General features: G+C 50.3%; 21 protein-coding genes. 11 read left to right on the top strand and 10 right to left on the bottom strand.

What is annotated here, in order from left to right; translation table 11 throughout:
• Positions 1-33: 33 nt before the first annotated feature.
• Positions 34-1,212 (bottom strand): 2-C-methyl-D-erythritol 4-phosphate cytidylyltransferase, encoded by a 1,179-nt coding sequence (gene ispD / locus JSQ97_RS00345; RefSeq protein ID WP_205074200.1) that lies wholly within the window; start codon positions 1,210-1,212, stop codon positions 34-36.
• A 105-nt stretch (positions 1,213-1,317) separates the two neighbouring features.
• Positions 1,318-2,364, bottom strand: a complete 1,047-nt coding sequence (locus JSQ97_RS13095) for a CarD family transcriptional regulator (protein WP_205074199.1) — start codon at positions 2,362-2,364, stop codon at positions 1,318-1,320.
• Positions 2,365-2,467: 103 nt separating this feature from the next.
• On the opposite strand from JSQ97_RS13095, the gene JSQ97_RS00335 reads away from it, so the two are divergent.
• From JSQ97_RS00335 to flgE, 5 genes are all read left to right on the top strand, one after another.
• Entirely contained in the window at positions 2,468-3,763 is a 1,296-nt protein-coding gene (locus JSQ97_RS00335; RefSeq protein WP_205074198.1) for a hexokinase family protein, read from the top strand.
• Between the two features lie 72 nt (positions 3,764-3,835).
• Entirely contained in the window at positions 3,836-4,459 is a 624-nt protein-coding gene (locus tag JSQ97_RS00330) for a periplasmic-type flagellar collar protein FlbB (RefSeq protein ID WP_205074197.1), read from the top strand.
• A gap of 44 nt (positions 4,460-4,503) precedes the next feature.
• Complete coding sequence (locus JSQ97_RS00325; RefSeq protein ID WP_205074196.1) at positions 4,504-6,102, top strand: flagellar hook-length control protein FliK; 1,599 nt, start codon at positions 4,504-4,506, stop codon at positions 6,100-6,102.
• 54 nt (positions 6,103-6,156) lie between these two features.
• Complete coding sequence (gene flgD / locus JSQ97_RS00320) at positions 6,157-6,600, top strand: flagellar hook assembly protein FlgD (protein ID WP_038080615.1); 444 nt, start codon at positions 6,157-6,159, stop codon at positions 6,598-6,600.
• Between the two features lie 14 nt (positions 6,601-6,614).
• The gene (gene flgE, locus JSQ97_RS00315) at positions 6,615-8,006 is read left to right on the top strand and encodes a flagellar hook protein FlgE (RefSeq protein ID WP_187384558.1); all 1,392 of its coding nucleotides are present in this window, start codon (positions 6,615-6,617) and stop codon (positions 8,004-8,006) included.
• Positions 8,007-8,154: 148 nt separating this feature from the next.
• Here flgE and priA read toward each other — a convergent pair whose 3' ends face one another.
• Positions 8,155-10,149 carry a replication restart helicase PriA gene (gene priA, locus JSQ97_RS00310; RefSeq protein ID WP_205074195.1) on the bottom strand — a complete coding sequence of 665 codons (1,995 nt, stop codon included), beginning with the start codon at positions 10,147-10,149 and terminating at the stop codon, positions 8,155-8,157.
• On the bottom strand, positions 10,146-10,970 hold the full coding sequence (locus tag JSQ97_RS00305) for a uracil-DNA glycosylase (RefSeq protein WP_205074255.1): 825 nt from the start codon (positions 10,968-10,970) through the stop codon (positions 10,146-10,148). The genes priA and JSQ97_RS00305 overlap by 4 nt, the downstream gene beginning before the upstream one ends.
• A gap of 63 nt (positions 10,971-11,033) precedes the next feature.
• Between JSQ97_RS00305 and JSQ97_RS00300 the strand changes: the two genes are divergently transcribed.
• Both JSQ97_RS00300 and JSQ97_RS00295 read left to right on the top strand, forming a co-directional pair.
• Entirely contained in the window at positions 11,034-12,710 is a 1,677-nt protein-coding gene (locus tag JSQ97_RS00300; RefSeq protein ID WP_205074194.1) for a hypothetical protein, read from the top strand.
• A gap of 10 nt (positions 12,711-12,720) precedes the next feature.
• The gene (locus JSQ97_RS00295) at positions 12,721-13,854 is read left to right on the top strand and encodes an MGDG synthase family glycosyltransferase (RefSeq protein WP_205074193.1); all 1,134 of its coding nucleotides are present in this window, start codon (positions 12,721-12,723) and stop codon (positions 13,852-13,854) included.
• Positions 13,855-13,955: 101 nt separating this feature from the next.
• On the opposite strand, the gene thiI is transcribed toward JSQ97_RS00295, so the two are convergent.
• Positions 13,956-15,104 (bottom strand): tRNA uracil 4-sulfurtransferase ThiI, encoded by a 1,149-nt coding sequence (thiI, locus tag JSQ97_RS00290; RefSeq protein WP_239446790.1) that lies wholly within the window; start codon positions 15,102-15,104, stop codon positions 13,956-13,958.
• Positions 15,105-16,013: 909 nt separating this feature from the next.
• On the opposite strand from thiI, the gene JSQ97_RS00285 reads away from it, so the two are divergent.
• The gene (locus JSQ97_RS00285) at positions 16,014-16,856 is read left to right on the top strand and encodes an Rpn family recombination-promoting nuclease/putative transposase (RefSeq protein ID WP_205074192.1); all 843 of its coding nucleotides are present in this window, start codon (positions 16,014-16,016) and stop codon (positions 16,854-16,856) included.
• Here the strand turns inward: JSQ97_RS00285 and JSQ97_RS13090 are convergent.
• Positions 16,779-17,054: a type II toxin-antitoxin system RelE/ParE family toxin gene (locus tag JSQ97_RS13090; protein WP_304941080.1), complete on the bottom strand. Its 276-nt coding sequence runs from the start codon at positions 17,052-17,054 to the stop codon at positions 16,779-16,781. The two genes, JSQ97_RS00285 and JSQ97_RS13090, sit on opposite strands and share 78 nt — an antisense overlap.
• Positions 17,055-17,252: 198 nt before the next feature.
• On the opposite strand from JSQ97_RS13090, the gene JSQ97_RS00275 reads away from it, so the two are divergent.
• Together JSQ97_RS00275 and JSQ97_RS00270 are read left to right on the top strand one after the other, a co-directional pair.
• Entirely contained in the window at positions 17,253-19,745 is a 2,493-nt protein-coding gene (locus JSQ97_RS00275) for a hypothetical protein (RefSeq protein WP_205074191.1), read from the top strand.
• Positions 19,746-19,753: 8 nt separating this feature from the next.
• On the top strand, positions 19,754-20,791 hold the full coding sequence (locus JSQ97_RS00270) for a glycosyltransferase family 2 protein (protein WP_205074190.1): 1,038 nt from the start codon (positions 19,754-19,756) through the stop codon (positions 20,789-20,791).
• Positions 20,792-20,815: 24 nt separating this feature from the next.
• On the opposite strand, the gene JSQ97_RS00265 is transcribed toward JSQ97_RS00270, so the two are convergent.
• The 4 genes from JSQ97_RS00265 to JSQ97_RS00250 all read right to left on the bottom strand — a co-directional run bounded on the left by JSQ97_RS00265 (position 20,816) and on the right by JSQ97_RS00250 (position 22,458).
• Positions 20,816-21,193, bottom strand: a complete 378-nt coding sequence (locus tag JSQ97_RS00265; RefSeq protein ID WP_205074189.1) for a type II toxin-antitoxin system HicB family antitoxin — start codon at positions 21,191-21,193, stop codon at positions 20,816-20,818.
• Entirely contained in the window at positions 21,190-21,375 is a 186-nt protein-coding gene (locus tag JSQ97_RS00260; protein WP_370590014.1) for a type II toxin-antitoxin system HicA family toxin, read from the bottom strand. Before JSQ97_RS00260 ends, JSQ97_RS00265 begins: the two co-directional genes overlap by 4 nt.
• A gap of 216 nt (positions 21,376-21,591) precedes the next feature.
• Positions 21,592-21,939, bottom strand: coding sequence for a hypothetical protein (locus JSQ97_RS00255; protein WP_205074188.1), 348 nt, complete (start codon positions 21,937-21,939; stop codon positions 21,592-21,594).
• Between the two features lie 186 nt (positions 21,940-22,125).
• Positions 22,126-22,458: a winged helix-turn-helix transcriptional regulator gene (locus tag JSQ97_RS00250; protein WP_205074187.1), complete on the bottom strand. Its 333-nt coding sequence runs from the start codon at positions 22,456-22,458 to the stop codon at positions 22,126-22,128.
• 347 nt (positions 22,459-22,805) lie between these two features.
• On the opposite strand from JSQ97_RS00250, the gene JSQ97_RS00245 reads away from it, so the two are divergent.
• The gene (locus JSQ97_RS00245) at positions 22,806-23,195 is read left to right on the top strand and encodes a nuclear transport factor 2 family protein (protein WP_205074186.1); all 390 of its coding nucleotides are present in this window, start codon (positions 22,806-22,808) and stop codon (positions 23,193-23,195) included.
• Positions 23,196-23,244: the final 49 nt, after the last annotated feature.

Here is a 23,244-nt window from a genome sequence, read left to right as displayed (position 1 = left end):
CACGCTGTTTGACTTTCCGCCGTCGGTGTGTGTTCAGTCTTTTGCAAGCAGACAGGTGCACCACGCTTCTACGGCTTCTCCCTTACCGACGTCACCGAGCGCTTCTCCCGTCTTCGCTTTTACGAATATCGAATCGCTTTCGACGCCGAGCGCACGAGCGATCGACTCGATGACTTGCGCGCGGTACGGAAGGAATTTCGGCCGCTCCAGTTTTAGGACGCAGTCCATATTGACAAGTTTCCAGCCGTGTTTTCGTATTTTTTCCCAAACGGTTTTTAATAAAAAAACGGAATCGGCGTCTTTCCACGCATCGTCTTCCGGCGGAAAAAAACTCCCGATATCGCCGAGAGAAGCGGCACCGAGAAGAGCGTCGGTTACGGCGTGAAGGAGTACGTCTCCGTCGGAATGAGCGTCTTCGCCCTTATCGAACGGAATGACGACTCCTCCGATCATCAATTTTCTTCCGGAAATAAGCCGGTGCATATCATAGCCCAAGCCCGTGTGAAATGTCTGCGTATGCATATCTCCTGCGTACGTGATCTTGCGGTTTTCAGGCGAACCTTCCACCGTCATCACGTCTCCTTCGTATTTTGCCCAAATCTCCGTATCGTCCGTATATGCTTTTCCGTCGTTTTCCGCTTTGCGATGGGAGGCGAGAAGACGCATAAAATCGAATGCTTGCGGCGTTTGAACCGCGGCCATGCGTTCTCGTTTGAGATGCTCGACGATAAAGCCTTCGGCGTTGATGATTTTTTGCGTATCCGCCGGAGGGATTGCGGGAACGGCGGCACCGTGCTCGAGCGCGGCTTGTGCGGTGCTGACGATGATTTTTTCGGTGACAAAGGGGCGCGCCGCATCGTGCACTAAAACGATGCCGGGCGGATTGTTTTTTGCCGCCGCTTCAAGCGCGATTTTTACGGAGCTTTGCCGCGTCGCGCCCCCGCGCACAAAGAGCGGCTTTATGTGCAGGAGTTCATCGATTTCCGCATCGGATGCAAGCGCCTCGCGCGCATGACTTTCGTCTTCATCGGAAGGGATCGCGATGACAAGCATTCTGCAGTCGAGCGCTTTTAAAAACGGCTTAATCGATTCCGAAAGAACGGTGCCGCCCCCGAGCGGCCGATACTGCTTTCGCAGGCCTTCACCCATGCGGGAAGAAGCGCCTGCCGCGACGATGACGACTGCGGCGGGGATTTTTCGTTCGTTATCCATTTTTATGATGACTTACTTTCAAAACTTGACATTCATGCTATTAGGTTTAATTTCGAGTTTAATAAAACTCGAAATTTTCCATCCGTTTCGCTCTCCATTCATACATTAAAACGAATCATCGTCGTAGGACGAATCGTCATCCGAAGCGTCTCCGTCATCGGAGTCGTTCGAATTTGTATTCATATCGTCCATGAGGTTGTCGTCTTCATCGTCGTCGATGTTGATAACGTGCTTGACTTTCGGCGCAGCTCCGGGCGGTTCGAGTTTGATGTGAATCAGCGTTTCGACTTCTTTGAGCGATTTTCCCGTCGCAAACGAAATTTCGTCTTCGAGCAGTTTTCGCGCGGAGTCGTAAAGCTTTCGTTCGAGGATCGGAAGCTCTTTCACTTTGCTGCGGTTGTACAGGCAGCGCACGATCGTCGCGATGTCGTTGATGCTCCCTTTTTTGAGCAGATCGAGATTCATCTGATACCGAAGTTTCCAATCCGATGTGATCGGCTCGAAATCGTCGGAAAGCAGATTGAGCGCCGTTTCCGCTTCGGCCGCCGAAACGATGGCGCGGATGCCGAGCTCTTCCGCCCGCTCTACCGGTACCATGACGACCATATCCGACGCTTCGATGTAGATATTGTAATACAGCATCGTTTGTTCGCGGAATATCTGTTCGTTGATGTCGGTGATTTTTCCGACACCCTGACTCGGGTAGACGATCTTTTGATTTATACGGAACCGTGAAGATTTCGATTTTTTCGGTACGGGCTTTACCGCTTCGGTTTTCGACGCTGCTGCTCCGGCCGATTTTTTGGCGGCGGTTTTTGAAGATGTCGAAGCCGATTTTGCAGGTACGGTTTTTGAAGCGTTCTTTGCAGACGCTTTGGTCTGCACGGGCTTTTTGCTTTTTACGGATGAGGTTTTTGACGCTTTTTTTTCGGCGGATTTTACAGTCGATTTTGTGCCGGATTTTGCAGAGCTCTTTGAAGCGTTCTTTGCGCCGGATTTTGCAGTGCTTTTTGCCGCAGGCTTGGCGGTCGATTTTACCGCGGGCTTAGCGGCGGCTTTTGCAGGCTTTGCCGCAGTCTTTTTCGTTTTTACGGGTTGCTTTGCTTTTGCAGCCGATTTTATCGATTTTTTCGGAGTCGTAGTTTTTGCCATATCCGGCACAGTATAACACATAATGGAAAAATAATCAAACTTACGATCGACAACGTGTACGTCGCATTCACATTTTTGCCGCATTGTGTTATACTCAATATATATGAATCGGGCTGTCAGCGCGTTTTTGGCAAAACATAATTTTATCCGTCACGTCGACATCGACTCGGCGATCGATGCGCTTTTATACGATATGAATTGCGGTCTCCGCGGGCAAAAATCCTATCAGGATATGATACGCACGTACAGCAATCCGCCGGAGAGTCCCGCTTCGGGTAAAAGCGTCATCGTCATCGATGCGGGGGGAACGAATTTCCGATCCTGCCTCGTGTCGTTCAACGAGTTCGGAAAAGCGTCGATCGATTTTCTCGAAAAGACGAAGATGCCCGGGGTCGCGAAAACGCTTTCACGTGCGGATTTTTTCGATGAAATCGCATCGAATATCGAACACTTAAAAGACAAAGCCGAATCGATCGGGTTTTGTTTTTCGTATCCGATGGAGATCACCGACGACCGCGACGGTATCCTCATCAGGTTTACGAAAGAAGTGAACGCGCCCGAAGTCGTCGGCTGCCGCATCGGAGCGACGCTCAAAAAAACGCTTGAAGCGCGCGGATGGAAAAAGATACGGCGCATCACGCTCTTAAACGATACGGTGGCGGCGCTTCTTGCGGGAGCTGCGACGCCGGATGCCGGAAAAAAATATTCGTCGTACATCGGACTTATACTCGGCACGGGATTGAATGCCGCATATATTCAGCCTGAGATGGCGGGCGTAAAAGATTTTGCAAAACAGATCGTCGTGTGCGAATCGGGAAAATTCGGCGCCGTCGTCTGCTCCGATTTCGACGACGCGCTCGATGCAAAGACGCTGAGTCCCGGAAAATACCGTACGGAAAAACAGTGCTCCGGCGGCTATCTCGGGAACGTGGTATTTGAAGCGCTTAAAAGCGCGGCGGAAGAAGGGCTTTTCGGCGAAGCGTGCGCTAAGCGCATCCTCGCGCTGTCGTCACTTTCGCTCGTCGAAGCCGACGCGTTTTTGCACGCGCCGTACAGCACGAACGCATCCCTCGGTGCTCTTGCCGCCGAAAGCGCTTCCGATGAAGATTACGACCGACTGTTTCAGCTCCTCGATGCCGTTATGGAGCGGTCGGCCCGCTATGCCGCCGCCATCCTCGCTGCCTGCGTCATTCAAAGCGGCGAGGGGAAAAACGCTTCGCGCCCGGTATGCATACTCTGCAACGGCAGCACGTATTTTAAAACGCACATGCTTGCCCGAAGAGTGGACGGCTATCTCGAAGAAGCGCTTACGAAAGAGAGAGGCCTCTATTGGGAGATAATTTCGCGGGAAAACGATATAACGCTCGGTGCCGCGATCGCGGGGCTTATCGACGCATAAATAACGCTCAATATCGGCCGGATTAGCGCCGATGTAGGAAGTAGGTCAAAATATATAAACGGGTGGGTTACGATGGCAAAAGGAAAAAACCTGGGCAAATCGATCGTCCTTCTTTTTCTGATTATCATTCTCTGTCTCGGCGGCTTGTTGTGGTTCGATTATTTGGGGATCATTCATGCAAAGACGCTGTTTACGCCGCTTTACCGTATGCTCGGCAGAGAAGTGCAGACGTCAATGACGGCCGTTCGCCCGCTCAACAACGATATCGATCAGGATCGCATAGACAAACAGCGTGAAGCGCTCAGGCTTTATAAGGAAGAACTCGATCAAAAAGAGAGCGAATTGACCGCGTCGGGCCGGCAAAACGAGCGGATTGCGGCCGAACTTGCCGAACGTGAAAAAACGCTCGAAGAACGCGAAAAAACATTTAACAATTTGCAAAAAAAGTACGATGATAAAGAAGTAAACATAGAACAGATCGCAACGCGTCTGTACAATATGCCGCCCGCCGCGGCCGTTCAGGAACTTGTGGCGATGGACGATCAGCTCGTGATCGACGTTTTGCGCAAAGAAGAAGAAATGGCGACGGTGAAAAAGCAGTATTCGATGACATCGTACTGGCTTTCGCTCATGCCGGCGGAGCGGGCTGCGGCAGTCCAACGGAAGATGGTGAGTAAGCCGAAAGCGCTTGACTGAACTTCCCTGCGGTCATTCTTTGTTTGCACAAATGGAGGATGCCGATGCAGGGAATTCCTGTTGCAAAAGTCAACGCAGTTCCGAAAGTAGACGCAATCGACAATATAGACGCTCTCTCAGCACCGCTTTCAAAAAACATTTTTGCATCTCATACGAAAAGCGAAGAACATTCGTTTGCAAAATTGCTCGCACGTGCGCAGGGCAAAAAAATCGACGCTCAAGTCTCCGATGCATTTTCGGGTGCGGGGCTTCTCTCGCGCGGAAAATCAAAGTCTCTTTCGCCGCACGGCGGAAAAAGTGCGGATAGAGGTGTTTCCGATGCGGCGCATACGGGGAACGTCGGACGGTCTTCGGCGCGGCATGCGAAAGCGGATATGCTTTCAGGCGTGCATACGCTCCATGAAAACAAACGCGCTTTTTCGGATCCCGTACGAGAGGATGCGGTGAAGTTCCGGCGGAACGATGACGCCGATGCGGTAAAGGAAAGTAAAGCGGACGGTGCGAAAGATTCCGCAAAAAAAGAGACAATCGACGCAGTAAAAGATGCCGCAAAAAAACAACAGGACGATACTTCTTCGGATATCAATCAAAAAAAATCTCTCAAATCCGCTGAGAACGAAAGCGGCGGACGGCCGACTGATGCCGAAGCGCTTGACGCAGCGGAACCGTCCGATACGGATGACGGGGCGCGCGCCGCGCTCCTGCAGGATTTCGCATACCTCGTCGACCGCTCTCGCAATCCCGAAACTGTCAACGCGGGAAGCGCTCAAAATGTCGAAAGCGGCGCGGGCGATTTTTTTGCCGAAGGCGCCGCCGCACCGGAAGATACCGCTGCGTTTCAAATGGGCGCTCTTCCCGTATACGCGGAAAAAACGTCGGAAGGCGGAACCGCAAGCGGCGAATTTTCGGACGATGCTTTTTCCGCAGAATCGGTATTTGGTTTTGAAACAAAAGATGAGACGGCCGCTGCAAAACGCGAGCGCATATTCGATACTGACGGCAGGATCATTGTCACCGATCTTCGAACGGAGATAAGCGAAAGTGTTTCCGAAATAAAACCCGAATCGGAAAAGTTGATAAAACTCGATGCGTCGGGCGGCGCTTCGTCCGAACTGACGATGTTCGTTTCGGACGGCATCCGGCAAAATGTCTCCCCTGCAAACGGTCAAAGCGCACAGACGGCAAGCGCGAATTTCCAAGCGATGCTCGCGAATCAAATACGGCAAAACGCATCCGACTTCGTAAGAGCGGGTTCGATCGTTTTACGCGACAACAACGCGGGTACGATCAACCTCGTGCTGCGTCCCGAATCGCTCGGAAATGTAAAGATCAGCTTGCAGCTTTCCGATAAGGTAGTGAGCGGTCAAATCACGGTGCATTCCGAAGAAGCGTACAACGCGTTTAAGGAAAGCGCCGACGCGCTCAAGAACGCATTCGCGCAAAGCGGTTTTGAAGCGGGCGGTTTTACCGTAGCCTATTCGTCGGCCGGAACGGGCGGAAGCTTTTCGGGAAGCGGGTCGGGCGGCGGCTTTGCCGATGCTCAGCACGCAGGGCGATATGAAAGCGCTTTCGTGTCGGAAGTAAGCGCCGCTTCTGGCGGAAGCTATATCGGAAGCGAACACGCGGTAAACGTCGTTGTGTAAATTATTAATCGTTTTGAAATTATTAATTATTAATCAGCGGAATAGAGGTAGATGATGGACGGGATAAACACCACCATGAGTGCAGCCGACAGAGCGGCGGTCGATTTTGCCGTAAGCGGTTACAACAAAGAACTTGGCGTAAAAGGACGTACGGTCAATCATTCGTTGGGCAAGGATGACTTTTTAAAACTTTTGATAGCGCAGCTGTCGAATCAGGATCCGACAAGTCCGATCGAAAACACCGAGTTTATCGCTCAGATGGCACAGTTTTCATCGCTTGAACAGATGACGAACATGAGCGCGGAGTTTACAAAGCTCGCGGGCGTGTTCAGAGTTTCCGAAGCGTCTTCGATGCTCGGAAAGACGGTTGAGCTCAACGTCGGAGATACCACTACGACGGGCGTCGTGCAGGCTGCAACGCGCGAAGAAAAGCCGCGCGTCATGGTAGGCGGCAGATACTACACGATGGATCAGATCAGCGCGATTTACGGAAATTAAACGGGGGCAGCTCTATGATGAGATCACTGTATTCGGGCGTTTCGGGATTGCAAAATCACCAGACGCGCATGGACGTCATCGGCAATAACATCGCGAACGTAAATACGTTCGGTTTCAAACGTGCCCGCGTCAATTTTCAAGATATGATTTCGCAGCAGCTTTCGGGACCGGCTCGTCCGAACGACGAGCTCGGCGGCGTCAATCCGAAAGAAGTCGGACTCGGCATGATGGTCGCATCCGTCGACAATATCTTTACGCAGGGCAATTTACAGACGACCGGAGTGACGACCGACATCGCGATCGAAGGCAACGGCTTTTTTATCTTAAAGGACGGCGAGCAGTCCTATTATACGCGGAACGGAGATTTTTCGCTCGACCGTGACGGCACCTTTGTGAACCCTGCAAACGGTATGCGCGTGCAGGGCTGGATGGCGCAGGAAGTGAACGGACGTGAAATCGTTTCGACGGCCGCCACTCCGACGGATATCGTTATCCCCGTCGGATCGAAGGATCCGGCGCGCGCGACGCAAAACGTTTTGTTCCGTTGCAACCTCGATAAAAATACGCCGCTCATTCCCGAACAGGCGAACGCGGAAGACATCATCCGCGGCACGTGGGGAACGGAACAGGAAATCTACGACAGCTTCGGCAACAAGCACCTTTTGTCGGTATCGTTTGCGAGGGTTCCCGGAGCGGTCAATCAATGGCAGGCGACGGTAAACGTCGATGCCGATAACGCGGACTTTACGCAGACGAGAGTCGGACTCAATACGACCGACGGCATGGGAAATACGTTTATCGTATCTTTCGACAATATGGGGCGCCTGCTTTCCGTCGAAGATTCTGCCGGCGTCGCGTCAAACGAAAACGGACAGATTTTGCTGCAGACATCGTTTACCGTTCCCGAATCGAATCCCGACGCGGACGGTAATCCGTATCGGCAAACGCTCAACATCAACATCGGTACGATCGGCAGCATGACCGACACGATCACGCAGGACGCATCCCGCTCGACGACAAAAGCGTTTTCGCAGGACGGCTATGCGCTCGGTTACCTCGACAATTTCAAAATCGATTCGAGCGGCGTCATAACGGGTGTCTATTCGAACGGCAGCGTGCGCACGCTCGGACAGATTGCGATGGCTTCTTTTACGAACGACCGCGGTCTTGAAAAGGCGGGTGACAATACGTACACCGAATCGAACAATTCGGGACAGGCGATGATCGGCGAAAGCGGAGTGGCGGGAAAGGGTAAACTGCTTTCCGGCGCGCTCGAAATGTCGAACGTCGATTTGGCCGAACAGCTTACCGATATGATCGTTACGCAGCGCGGTTTCGAATCGAACGCAAAGACGATTCAAACGACCGACTCGATGCTTGAAACGATTTTATCGCTCAAGCGCTGATGATTGACGGGCGCAGTTCCCGCCGATAAAAAAGGCACGGCCGAAACGGCTGTGCCTTTTTTTATAATTAATAATTATTAAAAATCGATGAGGGCGAGTTTTTGGAGGTAAGTTTTGAAATACTGTTTTCAAGAGCTTGGCGCTTGCCTTATAAAAGCGAAACGGGATCGACGTCGCATTCGATGTACACCGACTGCGGATGGCTGTAGCCGAAGATGAGTGTTCTTGCGGCTTTTTGCAGCGGGCTGATATCGCTTCCTCGAAGCAGCAGGTGATAGCGGTAATTTTGCGATATTTTTAAAATCGGGCATTCGGCGGGTCCGAGTATTTCGACGGCGTTTTCGAAATGCATTTTTTTTACTTCGTCGGAGAGGAGTTTTGCGCCCGCCGCTGCGGTTTCTTCGGCGGCATTTTTATCGGCGGAACGGAAGACGAGGCGGATGAGGCGGCTGAAAGGCGGAAAGCCGAGAAGCTTTCGCTGTCCGAGTTCGTACGCGTAAAATTTTTCCGTATCGTGGGTGCACGCGAACGCGACGGGCTCTCTCGACGGGTTGTACGTTTGCACGAGCACTTTTCCGTCGGGGAAAAAACGTCCCGCGCGGCCTGCGACCTGCGTGATAAGCGAAAAAGTACGCTCGGAAGCGCGGAAGTCCGGTATGTGCAGTCCCGTGTCGGCAAGCACGATGCCGACGAGGCGCAGGTTCCGAAAATTGAGTCCCTTGGCGACCATCTGCGTGCCGAGCATGATGTCGTATTCTCCGCGTCCGAACGCCGCAAGTTTTTCTTCGAGTTCGCCTCTCTTCGTTAAAGCGTCGGTATCGATCCTGACGATCTTCGCGTTCGGAAATTTCGCTTTCGTTTCCGCTTCGATGTATTCGGTACCGAATCCCGAATAGCCGATATTGAGAGAACCGCAGGCGGGACACGATTCGGGCGGTTCGACCGACCATCCGCAGTAATGGCAGCGAAGACGCCGCTCGCTTTTGTGGTAGGTCATCGGTACGGAGCAGTTTTTGCACGTCATCTCGTAGCCGCAGTCGCCGCATCTGAAAAAGTGGGTAAAGCCTCTCCGATTCAAAAAAAGTATCGTCTGCTTTTTGAGATTGAGAGTCGTCCTGATTTCGTTTGCAAGCGAACGCGAAAGGCAGCCGTCGGTCTTTTCCTTTGTCAAATCGATGCGTACGATTTCGGGCATCGCGCCTCCTGCAAGACGCTTTGTGAGCGTATGACGGACGAGGCTTCCTTCGTTCATGAGGTACCACGATTCGACCGACGGCGTCGCGCTTCCCATGACGAGCGGGATCGCATTGCGCGATGCGCGGTACATCGCTACTTGGCGTGCATGGTAGCGGGGTGTCGTTCCGCTTTTGTAGGAAGCGTCGTGTTCTTCGTCGATGATGATAAGTCCCAAGTCCGGCACCGGAGCGAACACTGCGCTCCGCGCTCCGACGACGACGCGCGCTTCTTTTCGGAGGATACGCTTCCACTCGGAAAATTTTCGGCTTTGCGTGAGACCTGAATGGAGAACTGCGGCGGTGTTTCCGAAACGGGAGCGCACCGCGCGTATCACTTGGGGCGTAAGACCGATTTCAGGGACGAGGTAGATGACACCTTTGTTTTGAGCGAGCACGTCTTCGGCGACGCGCAAAAACACTTCCGTTTTGCCGCTTCCCGTAGATCCGTACACGTAGTGGAATCGTGCGTGTTTTGTCTTTGCTGACAGGATATCCGAAACCGCTTGCCTCTGTTCGTCTGAAAGATCGTGCGCTTCGCCTGAAGGGATGTCGTCGGTGAATGAAAATCCTCCGGCGCCCGCTTCACGCCTTCCGGACGGAATCATCGCCGAAACGATTTCGCCGAGCGGGCAGAGGTAGTAATCGGCCATCCATTTTGCGAGCGTAAAAAGTTCGGCGGTCAAAATCGGCTCATCGTCTACGATGCGCCGCACGGCGCGGATTTTTTCTTTCGGCACATCATCGGGCGCCGTATCTTCTATACCCGTGATAAAGCCCGTAAGCTTTCTGTTTCCGAAGGGTACTTCGACTCTTTTTCCGATTTCGGCTTTTGTTTTTTCATCGGGTGTATACGAATACGTAAACGATCGGTTTACCGGCACGTTTAAAACGACGTCGAGATATATCATTTTTTAATAAAATCTTTTGCGTAATCCGGGACGAGACGCGAAAGCTCCGCGCGGAAAAGTTTCAAATCCTCCCACGCCGGCCGCTTCAGCGACACATCCCGAAGCAGGGCGCTCGGATGATAGGTGACGAGGAGCGGTATGCCCTCGTAATCGCGGAAAGTGCCGCGAAGTCGTCCGAGCGCTTCCGTCGTTTTTAATAAATTTTGAGCAGCCGTTCTGCCCGCTGCGAGGATGAGCTTGGGCTTGAGTATGTGGATCTGCGCTTCGAGAAAGGAAATACACGCATCCGCTTCTTCGGGGAGCGGCGTCCTGTTGTTCGGCGGACGGCATTTTACGATATTCGCGATGTAGCAGTTCACATCGCGCGAAAGGGAAATCGCTTCGAGCATTTTGTCGAGGAGCTTTCCCGCAGGCCCGACGAAGGGAAGTCCCTGAGCGTCTTCTTCCGCTCCCGGCCCTTCGCCGACGACGAGAACGGCAGGATTGGGAACGCCCATACCCGGCACGGTGTGCGTCCTCTTTTTCGAAAGCGCGCATCGCGAACACGAGGCGACTTTTTGTGCGACGTCTTCGAGCGTGATGCCGCTCCGTCCCTGTCCGGCGCTCGCACGATCGGCCGGTTCCGCGTCTGCATAGTCGCCGGCGCGTCCGCCCGATACGGAAGCGTAGTCCGTCCGATCGGAGGCTTCCGCGTTTGTCGCCGGTTCGGCATCGTCGGAAAAAGAGGGCGTTTCCGAAAACGCGCGCGGTACGTAAGCGTACAGCGACGACGATGCCGTTTTGAGGAGATTCCACACAGCTTGTTTTTCTGCGGCGAGCATATACTTAAGCATAACACATTGCTTGTACTTTACGCAAGAATAAGGTATAGTAAAAACGATTTTATGAAAATAAAAAAATTATCGATAGTATTGTTTTCGGCGGCAGCATTTTTTTCAGCCGCATATACTCAAGTAAGCGTCGATCCCGCGGACGAGTTTTATGAAGCAGCTCTCCGTTGGCATATCCGCGGCGTCGTTTCCGAACTGCCGCAGCTCAAACCCTATCCGCAGGAAACCGTACGCCGTATCCTGCTCGCGGTTATGGAAAGAGGCGACCGCGAAGAAGCGTCCGACGCCCGCGAATATTACGATCGGATATTCGGCAAAGCGTGGCACATATCGGCGGAAGCGAAGGGAGCGACTCTCATTGCACGGAACGGAACGGCGAACGAGCGCGATATCGACGGCCGGCTCTTTTTTTCGCTGCACGGCGGCGGAGATGTGCTGTTTGCAAACGGCTTCGGCGCGGGGTACCGCGGGGGTCTTTCGGCTAAATTCCTCGATACGTCATCAGGCGTGTTCAAAGATGCGTGGGCGTCTTCCGCTTACGACACGTTTATCGATACGATTGAAACGGGGGCGGCTGCGATCGAGTTCGATGCCGACGCGATCGCTTCCTATGCAAACGAAAAAATCAGCCTCAGCGCGGGGTACAACCGTACGGGTTATACGAATTATATCGACGGCGGCAATGTTTTGAGTCCCGCGTCGTTCAACGCACCGCAGTTTTCGTTCGCTTATGACGGCCGCCGTTTGGATTTTGTGCAGCATTTTGCAGCTCTCCGTGCGTCCGATATGCTCGGGAAAAACGGTCCCTACGGAAAATTCCTTTCGTTCCATGCGCTGCGTTTTACGCCGAACCGGAAGATCCGCCTTTCGTATTACGATTCGGTCGTCTACGGTAAACGCTTCGATCCGTCGTATTTGATTCCGCTTCCTGCCGGACTCATAGCTTCCGCAAACGGATACGACGATAACGTGATCGCAGGTCTTTTGTTCGAATATAATTTTTTCTCAGGCGTTTCGTGGCTTACCGATTTGAGCATCAATAAGCTCGACATACCGCAGATGGCTCGCCTGCGCTTCAATGCCGATAACCGCTTGGCGTTTAAAACGGGACTGTCCTATACGCCGAATGATTCACCGTGCAAGCTCCTTACGTTCAGCTATACGATCATCTCGCCGTACACGTACACATCCGAAGAGACGAACGGCGAATCATATAATTATCATTCATATACGAATTGGGGACGGAGCATCGGACAAAGTCTCCCGCCGAATTCGGATCATATTTCGTTGAAAATCAAACTCGAACCCGTAAAGCGTTTTACCGTTTCGACCTTTGCTTCAATTACGCGTCATGCGAACGTGTATCAGTCGTATTCCAATGATGAACTGCGGGAGATGCTTTCCGAAGGTAAACGCGCGACGGACGGCAGCATCAATTCGCAGCATTACGCTTCGACTCAGTTTTTATCGGAATCGTACGTCATGTATATTGCGCGAGGAGGAGTTGAAGCTTCGTATCGTTTTCCGCGCGTAAAAGCGGGCGTCTTCGAACTGAACGGCATCTTTTCGTACACCTATGTCAATAACGCGGGCATGGACACTCCGATGTTTCCCGGCGCAACAGGGGCAACTACGGATGCGCAATTCAACGATATGCGTACCGCTTGGGAAAATCAACTGCACGATGAATACGATATATTTTTTTCGCTGGGTGTAAAATGGACATACTAGCGGAGGCGCGATGAAACGGAAATTTCTTTTTTTGTACCTCAATACCGGCGCGGGTCATATTTCCGCAGCAAAGGTGCTCGCAGCGGCTTTGAAAGAAAAAGATCCCGACGTCGAAATCGAAATGCTCAACGGCTTCGATAAGTATAATTTTTTCGGGCACTTTATGTTCGAAAAGGGATACAATTACGCGACGAATTACGTTCACGGCGCCTTTCCGCTCATCTACGACATGGCGCAGCACCGCTGGGGTCAGACGATGTTCGTGCTTCCGCTGCGCTTTCACACGACGCGCTATCTCCGCCGCGTCATCCGCGAAAAGCAGCCGACCGATATCGTATCGTTTCACTTTGCGCTCACGCCCTTTGTTAAATCGGCATTGCGGCAAATATCGCGAAAGATCAATTTTACGGTGATGGTTACCGATCCGTTTACGCTGCCGAACGCATGGTTTTACGAAAACGATCAAAAGTTTTTTGTGTTTTCCGAACAGGCAAAACGTCAGGCCGTCGAAGTCTGCGGCGTGCCCGAGCAAAACGTTACGGTCGTTCCGTTTTTGATGAACGAAAAATATCTCGTGCCGCTGCCGTCGAAAGACGAAATCGAAGCGATGAAAGCGAAGCACGGTTTTACGGCCGACAAAAAAATCGTGCTGCTCGTCGGAGGAGGAGAAGGACTTCCCGGCGCGGTCGAAATTATTAAAGAATGCGTGCTGCACCGCGCACCTTTTGCTGTCGCCGTCGTGTGCGGCCGCGACAGGGCATTTAAAGACGCGCTCGAACTTCTTAGGCGTACATATCCCAAGCTCGATCTGCACGTATTCGGCTTTATCGATTACCTCGACGAACTTATTAAAATATGCGACTGCGCCGTCATCAAAGCGGGGCCGGCGACGCTCATGGAAGTGATTTCATGCAGAAAGCCCGTCGTCATCATCAAATACATTCACAATCAGGAACTCGGCAATATGCGCTTTGCAGTCGATCACAAAGTCGGCTGGTTTATCAGAAAGCCGCGCGACGTGTACCGGAAAATCAACGAACTGCTCGTCGATAAAAATTTTGACGAGGAGATGAAAAAGAATTTCGACAGCGTGCACCTCGACACCGACGCGGGAAAAGTCGCACAGCTTTTGCTCGAAAAATAACGATTGTCCCGGGACGGCTGACCCGCGTTTCGCCTTTTTTATTTGGCAGTATATTTATTTTTTATGTATGCATTTCCGGCGCATTTATTCTCTCCGCGCGTTCAAACCGAAAAGCGTTTTATCTCCCGTTTTTCGAATGCTTCTTGTATCAATGCATCGGCGTCGAGGGACGCGTAAATCGCCTCGGCTTCTTCGGTTGATGCGCGGAGCACCGGATGCTTCGGCGAAAAGAGCACGCAGCAGTCTTCGTAGGGGAGGATCGACGTTTCGTATGTGCCGATCTCTTTTGCCGTGTCGATGATCTCTTCTTTGTCGAGACCGACGAGGGGACGCAAAAGCGGAAGAGCGGCGAAGTGTTCGGTAACGTTCAAATTGGCGATCGTCTGGCTTGCAACCTGACCGAGACTTTCTCCGGTGATGATGCAGTCCGCGTGCGTCCGCTCTGCGATGAGGTTTGCCGTTTTCATCATACACACGCGGAGCATGAGCGTCGTCCACGCTTGGGGCGCTTTTTCTTTGATGCGCATCTGCACGTCGGTAAAGGGAACGATGTTCAAATACGTATCGAGTCCGTAATTTCCCAGAGATGCGGCGAGAGTTTCAACTTTTTTTTGCGCTTCTTCCGACGTGTACGGATACGAGTGAAAATAAGCGCAGTCGATTTTCATGCCGCGCCGCATCATGCGGTAGCCCGCGACGGGCGAATCGATACCGCCTGAAAGAAGGAGGAGACCTTTGCCGCTCGATCCGACGGGAAGGCCGCGCCGTCCTTTTTCCGCATCGGAAAAGACAAAGCAGCGGTCTCGCACTTCGACATAGATGCGCACGTCGGGGGAGTGCACGTCGACTGCGAGTATGCCTTCGCGCGATGCGCGGTCGGCCGCCCTGCAGCAGATTTCATAGGAAGTGAACGGAAAGTCTTTATCCTGCCGCCGCGCTTCGACTTTAAACGATTTTGCACCTTTTTCCTTTGCGCGCACGGCTTCTTCGTAGACTGCGAGATTTATGGAATCGATGTTTTTTTCGACGACCGCCGTTTTCGCCCAGCCCGTGATCCCGATGAGGTGCTCGAGCGCGAATCGCGCCGCCCCTTCGTCATCACAGTCGATATAGAGCCGTCCCGCATTTCCGCTCACTTTCGCGTTTGCGCTTTTGAGAAGACGCCGCGCATTTGAAGCGAGACGATTTTTAAATTCTTCGATATTCGAACCTTTGAGCGAAAGCTCTCCGACCTTTGCAAGATACGTCATACGCACCAGTATAAATAATCATTGTGCGCTACACAAGAGCGAGCAAATCCGAGCAGTGCGCAGGATTTGCGAGCGTGTCCTATGAAAGAAAAACGGCTTGTCCGTTTTTCTTCTCTCGACTTAAAAAGAGCAAATCCGAGCAGTGGCCGTTCGCGGCTTTCCAAAAACTTCAGTTTTTGGAAAGGTTCCTTGATTTACACTATGCGATGTTTAAAATTAAGTCATTGCGATATAAAGACTTAATTTTAAACTCGACAGGCTGTCGAAAAAGTAACCGACTTTTGAGACAGCCCGCTCACTACCGTATTTTTACTTCGTAAAAATACGCAGCCATTTTGCAACATATCGACACGGCGTCCGTGCCGCGTATTGCAACGAGCGCGTTAGCGCGAAGTTCCCCGCGCCACCTTGCAACGAGCGCGAAGCACGAAGTTCCCCGCGCAACTTGCAACGAGCACGGAGTGCGAAGTTCCCCGCGCAACTTGCAACAAGCACGGAGTGCGAAGTTCCCCGCGCAGGAAACGATGGTTCCGTTTATTTCCACAAAAAAGCGCGTAATTTATCATTTTGTAAACGATATATAGGTCGAAAGTCGAGTTTCGAAAGTATTTCTAAATAAAGCTATGCTTTCGGCGAGAACTTCGTTCGCTGCGCTCACTACCGAGTTTGCTCTGCAAACTCGCCGTGTATGCCGCGGTCGAGCTTTTAGGGTAGGCTTCCGCAAGCCTAACGCTCGAAACGGTACGCAGCCGGAACCTCGCCTCCGCATCATTTTATTCACTTTCGAAACTCGCCGTTCAGTTGGTGAACGAAACAGTTGGAAAATTTCGAGTTTTAGAAAACTCGAAATTAAACCATATAGGTCAGCGGCTTCCTTGCCGCGTTATCTCAATAACCGAAGGTGCAGCTATGGAATATACCCATAAACCCGTCGAAGAACTTTCCTTTACCGATGACTTTATGTTCGGCACGGTCATGAAAAACAAAATGATCTGCAAGGGTGTCATCGAGCGTCTTTTGCATATCAAAGTCGGTAAAATCGAATACCCCTCCCTGCAAAAAACGATAGCGCCCTTTTACGAAAGCAAGGGCATACGCCTCGACGTCTATGTCTCAGACCCCGAGCGCATCTTCGATATCGAAATACAAACGTCGATCCCGCCCTCTCTTCCCAAGCGCACACGCTATTACCAAAGCCTCATGGATGTCGATAACCTCTTGAGAGGACAAAGCTACGCTGAACTGAAAGAGAGCTATGTCATTTTTATCTGTACGCAGGATCCCTTCGGCAAAGGCTTGCCTGTCTACGAGTTTCGTAATATCTGTACCGCCGACGATATGCTTTTTCTTGATGACAAAAGCGTTAAGGTGTTTTATAATGTGGGTGCCTACGGTAAAGAGGATGAGCCTGAATTGAGCGCTTTGTTGGAGTATCTTTGCGAGAGACGGGCGACGAGCGGTTTTACACAGCACATCGATGAGCTTGTCGAAAAAGCGAAACGGAACGAAAAGTTCAGGAGCCGGTATATGTCGTTGAATATTTGGAAAGATGATTTACTAAGAGAGGGTTCACAGTTGGGTGAAAAGATCGGCTTTGAACGGGGAATACGCAAAGGTCGACGCGACGGTATCGCCGCGGGATCATATCAAAAAGCACGAGAAACGGCAAAAATTTTATCGGATATGCAGATGAGTCTTGAAGTGATAACGAAAGCGACCGGTCTTTCGGAAGCGGAAATCCAAAAGCTGTAATGGTATTTGCTCCAAAACTTGACATCCGGCCTTTTGCCAGACGATAAGCGGAAATATCCAAAGTCCTGCAAGATTTCCAATCAGCTGTTCAAGATCATTGCCGGGCGGGATTCTTAAATCTTTAACTTCTTTTGCAGCTGCAATCATTCGGAGTTTTCGTCTTGCAACATTATGAATAGTCGGTGGCAGTATTGTCAAGGATAAAACGAGTTCTCTTCCGTGTATACCTCTCCATACGTTATCAGGTCGAATGTCTGCACACAATAAACCGATAATTGTTATTTTTTGCGATTTATGTTATAATATATTGAAAATCGGAGAAATCTTTTAAAATTGCGATTTTAGGAGTTTTCTTACAGATATAGTGCAATCATCGCAGTTTCATGGGGGAGGCTTATGAAAAAGACAGGTTTTAAACTGTTTGCCGTTTCGCTCGCGTTGTGCTTTTTTTTCGGCGCGTGTAACTTCAACATAAACGGAGGCAGAGAACTTGCCGAAGTGCGCGTCGGCGGAGGGGGAGGGCGAGCTGCAAACCCCGAGACGGGCTTACCGATATTCGACGGCAGCAATACGACGATCACGATCAGCGACGCTTCGGGGCGCTTGATCGCCGAGGGTCCGCTCCCTCTTTCTGCGGAAGTCGTCGTCGGCGTCGAGATCGTCGTAAAGGCGACCGTTCAAACCGCATCGGGTACGTGGAGCAGGACGAAAACGCACACCGTAAAAGCCGGCATAAACGATATCGATTTGGAACTGTCGAAAACGCCGAACGTTATCGGAAATTTCTTTTTCGATGTTATAGAAACGATACCCTTAAGCGGGGTTAAGCTTCGCCTGAAATTCCGAAACGGCAAAACTTTCCCCGATACCATTCGTATGGGCGGAAACTATCCCAAACCGGTTACCGCGCGCGACAGTTTGGGCAGGTTATATCTTTTATACCATGACGACAGCGTAAAAAAGTTTACGCGTTTCGACGTTGACGGCAATGAAGATACGGGTTTTCAAACGGCCGTTGCCGCTCAGCTGCCTTCTTCTTCTCTTCCTAATGGGATCAGCGATATTGATAATATAGCGATTGATCAGGACGATAACTATATCTTTTTGTTTAACGGCGTAAATGTCTATTGTCTGAAAGAAAACGCGTACAATCATTTTACCTGTTCAAACAGAAGCAGTCTGAGTACGCTTGACCCTTCGATAAGCACTGTTTCTGCCGTTGCGGCATATAACGGTACTTTGTTTTTTACCGTCCCGCTCAGCGCTTCCCTTCCTCAGGTGAATAAGCTGTTTGCCTGTAAGGTCGAACTGTCGGGTTCTATATTAACGCTGTCAAATAAAATCGAAAAACAGCTCCCTAAAGTTCGTCAAGATAATGCTTTCGACAATAATCACACCGAGTGTACCGGCCTTTTTGCCGACGAGGACGGCGTGTATTGCTTGCTGAACGAGCAAAAACTGGATAGCGGAATGCTGTATGCGCTGGGGCAGCTTGTACGTTATACATATACCGGCAGTGCCTTTATCCATGAGACCAAGATAGGACTCAATCCTGCTGCTTCAACCGCAGACCCCATCGCCTTTAATGCACAGTATTTTTCCAATCCCATCGGTTTTATCGGCTACGACGAAGATAATATCTACATTGCGGACGACGGAGTGGGTATCGCAAACGGTAAAGAAGGCTGGCGGGTGACGGGCGAAAAAAATCGTATCGCCGCATTCAACCGCAAAACGGGTACTTTGACTTTTACCGATACGGATGCCACGTGGTACGCATACCATGCCGCATATCCGTCTAAAAAGACTCCCGCCTTGCTGTGGGAAAAGAGCACCTATGGTATGCACTATTGGACAAGTACGAACGGAACGGGAGCGTTTTCCGAAGCAAACAAGCTTTTTGCAGACACTTCTTCCGAACGACCTACCGATGTGTTCTGTTACGACCAGGACGGCAATCTGTACATAGTATACAGAGATAATCCGAATCCCTGTTTTGTCAGGCGCTTTATCTTGGGTGTAAACGGATATGTCAAGGACAACGATAAAACTCTGGGGTCGTTGTCCGACATCAGCGCTGTTGCTGTAGATATTTCCGACGGAAAAAAGACTTTGTATTATAGCTATAAGACCGTTAGTAACAATTGGTTTGTAAAGTCTCTGGTGTGGAATACGGATTTCAGCAGTGCTGCGTTTCCGACGCCGCCGTATGAAATACAAACCGCTTTGACTGAGATTACCGCGCTTGCCGCAAACAAGGATGGGGTATTTGTTGCTACAAAAGAGCAAACAGCGCTTACAGCTCCCTATACGATTAAGGTAGCAAAATACAAGAAGGGCAGCTCTCCCGTTCAAGATGGAGTAATAACGGTGGTTTCTGCCTCTCCTGCAGAAAATCCGTCTCCGCATCCCACTACCGGCGATTACGAGCGCTATGAAGAAGCCGTGAGAGACTTGCAGGTAATCGACGGCGTGTTGTACGGTATTTCGTCAAAGACAACCGAATCACGGAAATACGTATCCACTCATCATGAAACCGATGTTTTTAAAAACAGCAGCAAATTGTATAAGATCGGTGCTACAGCCTCGACATTGAGCGGTATCGAAAAAACGATCGGTAAAGATGCAAATGATGCTGCTCAAACCGGTTACGGATTTTGCCGGTTTATCGCCGTAAAATACGACGAAGCCGAACGGATCAGGCTTATCATTGCTTCGGACGGCGTATGGGGTACGGGCGGTACTGCTGAGCCGCACGGTGATCCGAAAAATACCGACAAAGTATTGGAGTACGATTTAGCGGGAAATTTACTGGTCGAAAGGAATTCAGGCGGCAGTTTTTCTCAGAAATTAACGCATATAGTGGGAACCGGTTTTAGCTGGTACTAAACCGTACGATGAGTTTTCTCCAACGCCGCGCCGCGCGCTTCGGATGTGCGGCGCGGCAAAAGCCGCTCGTGAGTCTTTGCGTTCCGGTGTACGGGGCGGAGGGGCAGATCGGGCGGTTTTTTGAAAGCGTGTTACGGCAGGATGCAGCGCCGCTTTTTGAAATTATCGTTGTAAATGACGGCAGCCCCGGCACAAAAGAATTGCAGCGCATTGTTAAAACATATACAAAGCGGTTTAAGGAGCGGGGGCTGCCGCTCGTGTTTTTGGAACACGGTAAAAACCTCGGTACGCTCGAAGCGCGCCGTACTGCGGTGAACGCCGCCTCGGGCGAATACACAGCCTTTGCCGATCCGGACGATGAGCTTCCGCCTAATGCTCTCCGTATATTGTACGATACTGCCCGTACGTCGGGTGCGGACATCGTGCACGGTGCGGGTACGGTGTGCGGCATGGAAGGTGAGCCTGATGCGCGCATCGCCTCTTTTGCGCGAAAAGCGCAAAGCGTATACGAGGGCGTTTTAACCGGTGGCGAAATCCTCCGTAAGTTTATCGTTGAAAGCGCATATAACGGCTTTGTGTGGGGTAAACTCTTCAAAACCGCCCTCGTTCAAAAAGCATACGATGAGATCCCCTTTGCCTATTGCACGATGGCCGAAGACCTGCTCCTCTATTTTTTTATCGCATTGACGGCATCGAAGTTTGCCGACGCGCCGGCGGACGGGCGTACTCGAAACGCGTGTACGTATTTCGGCATACGGGACACGGTGTATAACTACCGCATCAATACCGGTATTTCTTCCCGCCGACAAATTGCCGACCTTGCTTCATGGCAAAAAGTGTGTTCGGCTTCTTCGGTATTTACGATCATTTTCTCCTATTTGGATGAGCATCCCCTTTCCGACGACATACGCGAAGCGGTACGGGCTTCGGGGCGCGCGCACTATGCCGATAATTTGAAGCAGCTCGAAGTCTGTGTTGACCCCGCACTACAGCAGGAAGCGCGCGCGGTGCTCGACGAGTGGTGGGGCGTGGAAATCGCACGGTAGGAAGCGGAGGATGTGCCGTTCCGGTTATATCACAAGATTCAGTTTTTCACATAATGCGTCTTGTAATGTTTTGCTGAAATTGACTCCCGCTTTTTCCGCCTGAATATTAAGCCATGCAGGAATTGTCAATGTCTTTTTTATTGCCTTTTCATTTACTTTAAATTCGCCGCATACAAACGATACGAAACTTTTTTTATCCGTTTTAATTTTATTTGCCGCCGACGCCTTCGGTAAGGTGTCGACCGTATAATCGTCTTGCAAAAAAAGCTCCATCGCTTCAACCGCATTTGTATACGTTTCGGCTTCCGTATCGCCCTGCGTAGAACATCCGGGTAAATCGGGAAACTCAACCCAGAAACCGTCGTCTTCATTATGAAAAATAGCAGGATATATAACTTTCATTTTTTTACCTCCAGTTCGGTTCGTTTTAGAATAGCCGCTAAAAGACCTTTTTTCACATCTTTGCCGTGCACGGGAATTATCTCTGTTTTTCCGTTTTTCGTGATTTTATGATGGCTGCCTTTTACCGATACCAATTCCCAACCGTCTTTTAATAATAAACGTAAAAGTTCTTTGTCTTTCACATCTATTATTGTAATACGTGTAATACGTATTTGTCAAGGGTTCGCATAACTCAATAGAAAATGCACGACGAGGCGATTGTATCGTAAATGTATGCGTGTAAAAATGAGGCGCTTCGCTCCCGCACTTGTTGCCGTCCGACGGCAACGATAGGGTGGCACACGGAAATCAATTTTTACCTAAAAGGTCGGATGTCGAGTTTTTGAAAGCAAATGACACTACAGTTTTTCGATCTCCGCTTCCGAAAGACCGGTCGCTTTCGCTATCACTTCAATGCTCAGTTGCATACCTGATAAAATTTTTGCCGTTTCCCGCTTTGCCTGATACGATCCAGCGGCGATACCATCGCGTCGGCCTTGTAAGATTCCGTCTCTTCTGCCTTTGCGTATTCCCCGTTCAAAACCGATCTTTTCACCCGCCATGCGTAAGTCATCTTCATGAATATTCAACGACATATACCAGCTCCTATAAAAACTGCGGAACTCGTAGACGGGTAAGCCTTTGCCGAAGGGATCCTGCGCCGTTTCCGCATAAAAGAGCGAACGGATTTCCGTCAATAAAAGCAAATACAATAAGTTTTAAGCCGTATTTTCGCCTGCTCTTTTTGATTCGTTTTATTCGTGCGGAGGCTTTAATACCCCGCTGCCGCTTGAAGCTTCGCTGCGAGGCTGCGTCGGATTGTTAATTTTATCATATCTTTTTTCCATCGCGTCAAACAGATATGCGTATTCGGCTTTTTTCCCATCGGGCATTCAGCTTTGCATTTTATGTAATTCGGCGATATAACTCAAACCGAAAATCTCAATCTCGTCTAACACTTTTTGAAATTTAGTTCCCAATTTACTCAAAGAGTATTCAACATGAGGCGGGACTTCGGCAAAGACTTTTCGGTCGATCAGTTTATCTTTTTCAAGCTGACGCAGCTGTCTTGTTAAAACTGTTCGAGTTGTTGCAGGCATTACTCTTTGAAGTTCATTAAACCTTTTTGTACCCGTACTCAGATGATATAAAATTATAATCGCCCATTTTCCTTGCAATACTCTTTGCGTAGTAGCGAAGGGGCACTTATCATAAATCGACATCATAAAAAACTCCCATAAAAACTTTTGCAGGAAATATCAATTTCCGAAAAAGTTTTTAGCCGTGCGCGTGCGAGCACACGTTCAATAGTCGAGTTTGCAAAATAAAGCGTATTCGTATTCATGCGATTTTTATCGAAACACTACGTATACACGTTTTCTGCAAACATCCAGCAAACTCGAGATAAAAAGCGACGGCGATATTTCAGACGGCGTTTTTTATCGTACCTCCTTGTAAGTATTATTTTTGATACTATATATTATAAATGTTCGTACTTGTAAAATCAAGACAAGAGAGTATAATTATACCTATAGAAGCGAAAAAACTTCTAAATATTTACCGGAGGACTTTTATGAAAAATGAAGCAATGAAGGTATTTGCTGCTTATCGAGATGCATTGGAAAAGGGTGATTTTGCCGGAGCTTTTGCAGCAATGGCCGATACTGTTGTATGGCACATGGGAGGCGAAAGTTCGCTTTCAGGTACGATTACGGGGAAACAGGCGTTGGGTGAGCGTTTAGGGGAATTTGCGAAAAGGAGCGGCGGCACATTTAAAGTTATTACCAATTGGGCTGCGAGCAACGGGTGTTTTGTTGCTGCAAGTGTTGTTTCCTTAGCGCAGAGAGGTTCTGACACGCTCAATGATCCGGGTATTGATCTGTTCAAAATAGAAAACGGCAAGATACAAGAAGTATGGACTTTTGCCGAACAACAATCGGCAGAAGATACATTTTGGGGCTAAGTATAGAATTTTAAGGTAAAAAATAAAACGTAAGATAAACTTCGGAGAA

Origin of the sequence: Treponema sp. Marseille-Q4523, assembly GCF_016901105.1 — a bacterium.
In the GTDB taxonomy this organism is placed as follows: domain Bacteria; phylum Spirochaetota; class Spirochaetia; order Treponematales; family Treponemataceae; genus Treponema_D.
Note: the sequence above shows the minus strand (reverse complement) of the source record. Positions and strands in the feature narration are given on the sequence as shown.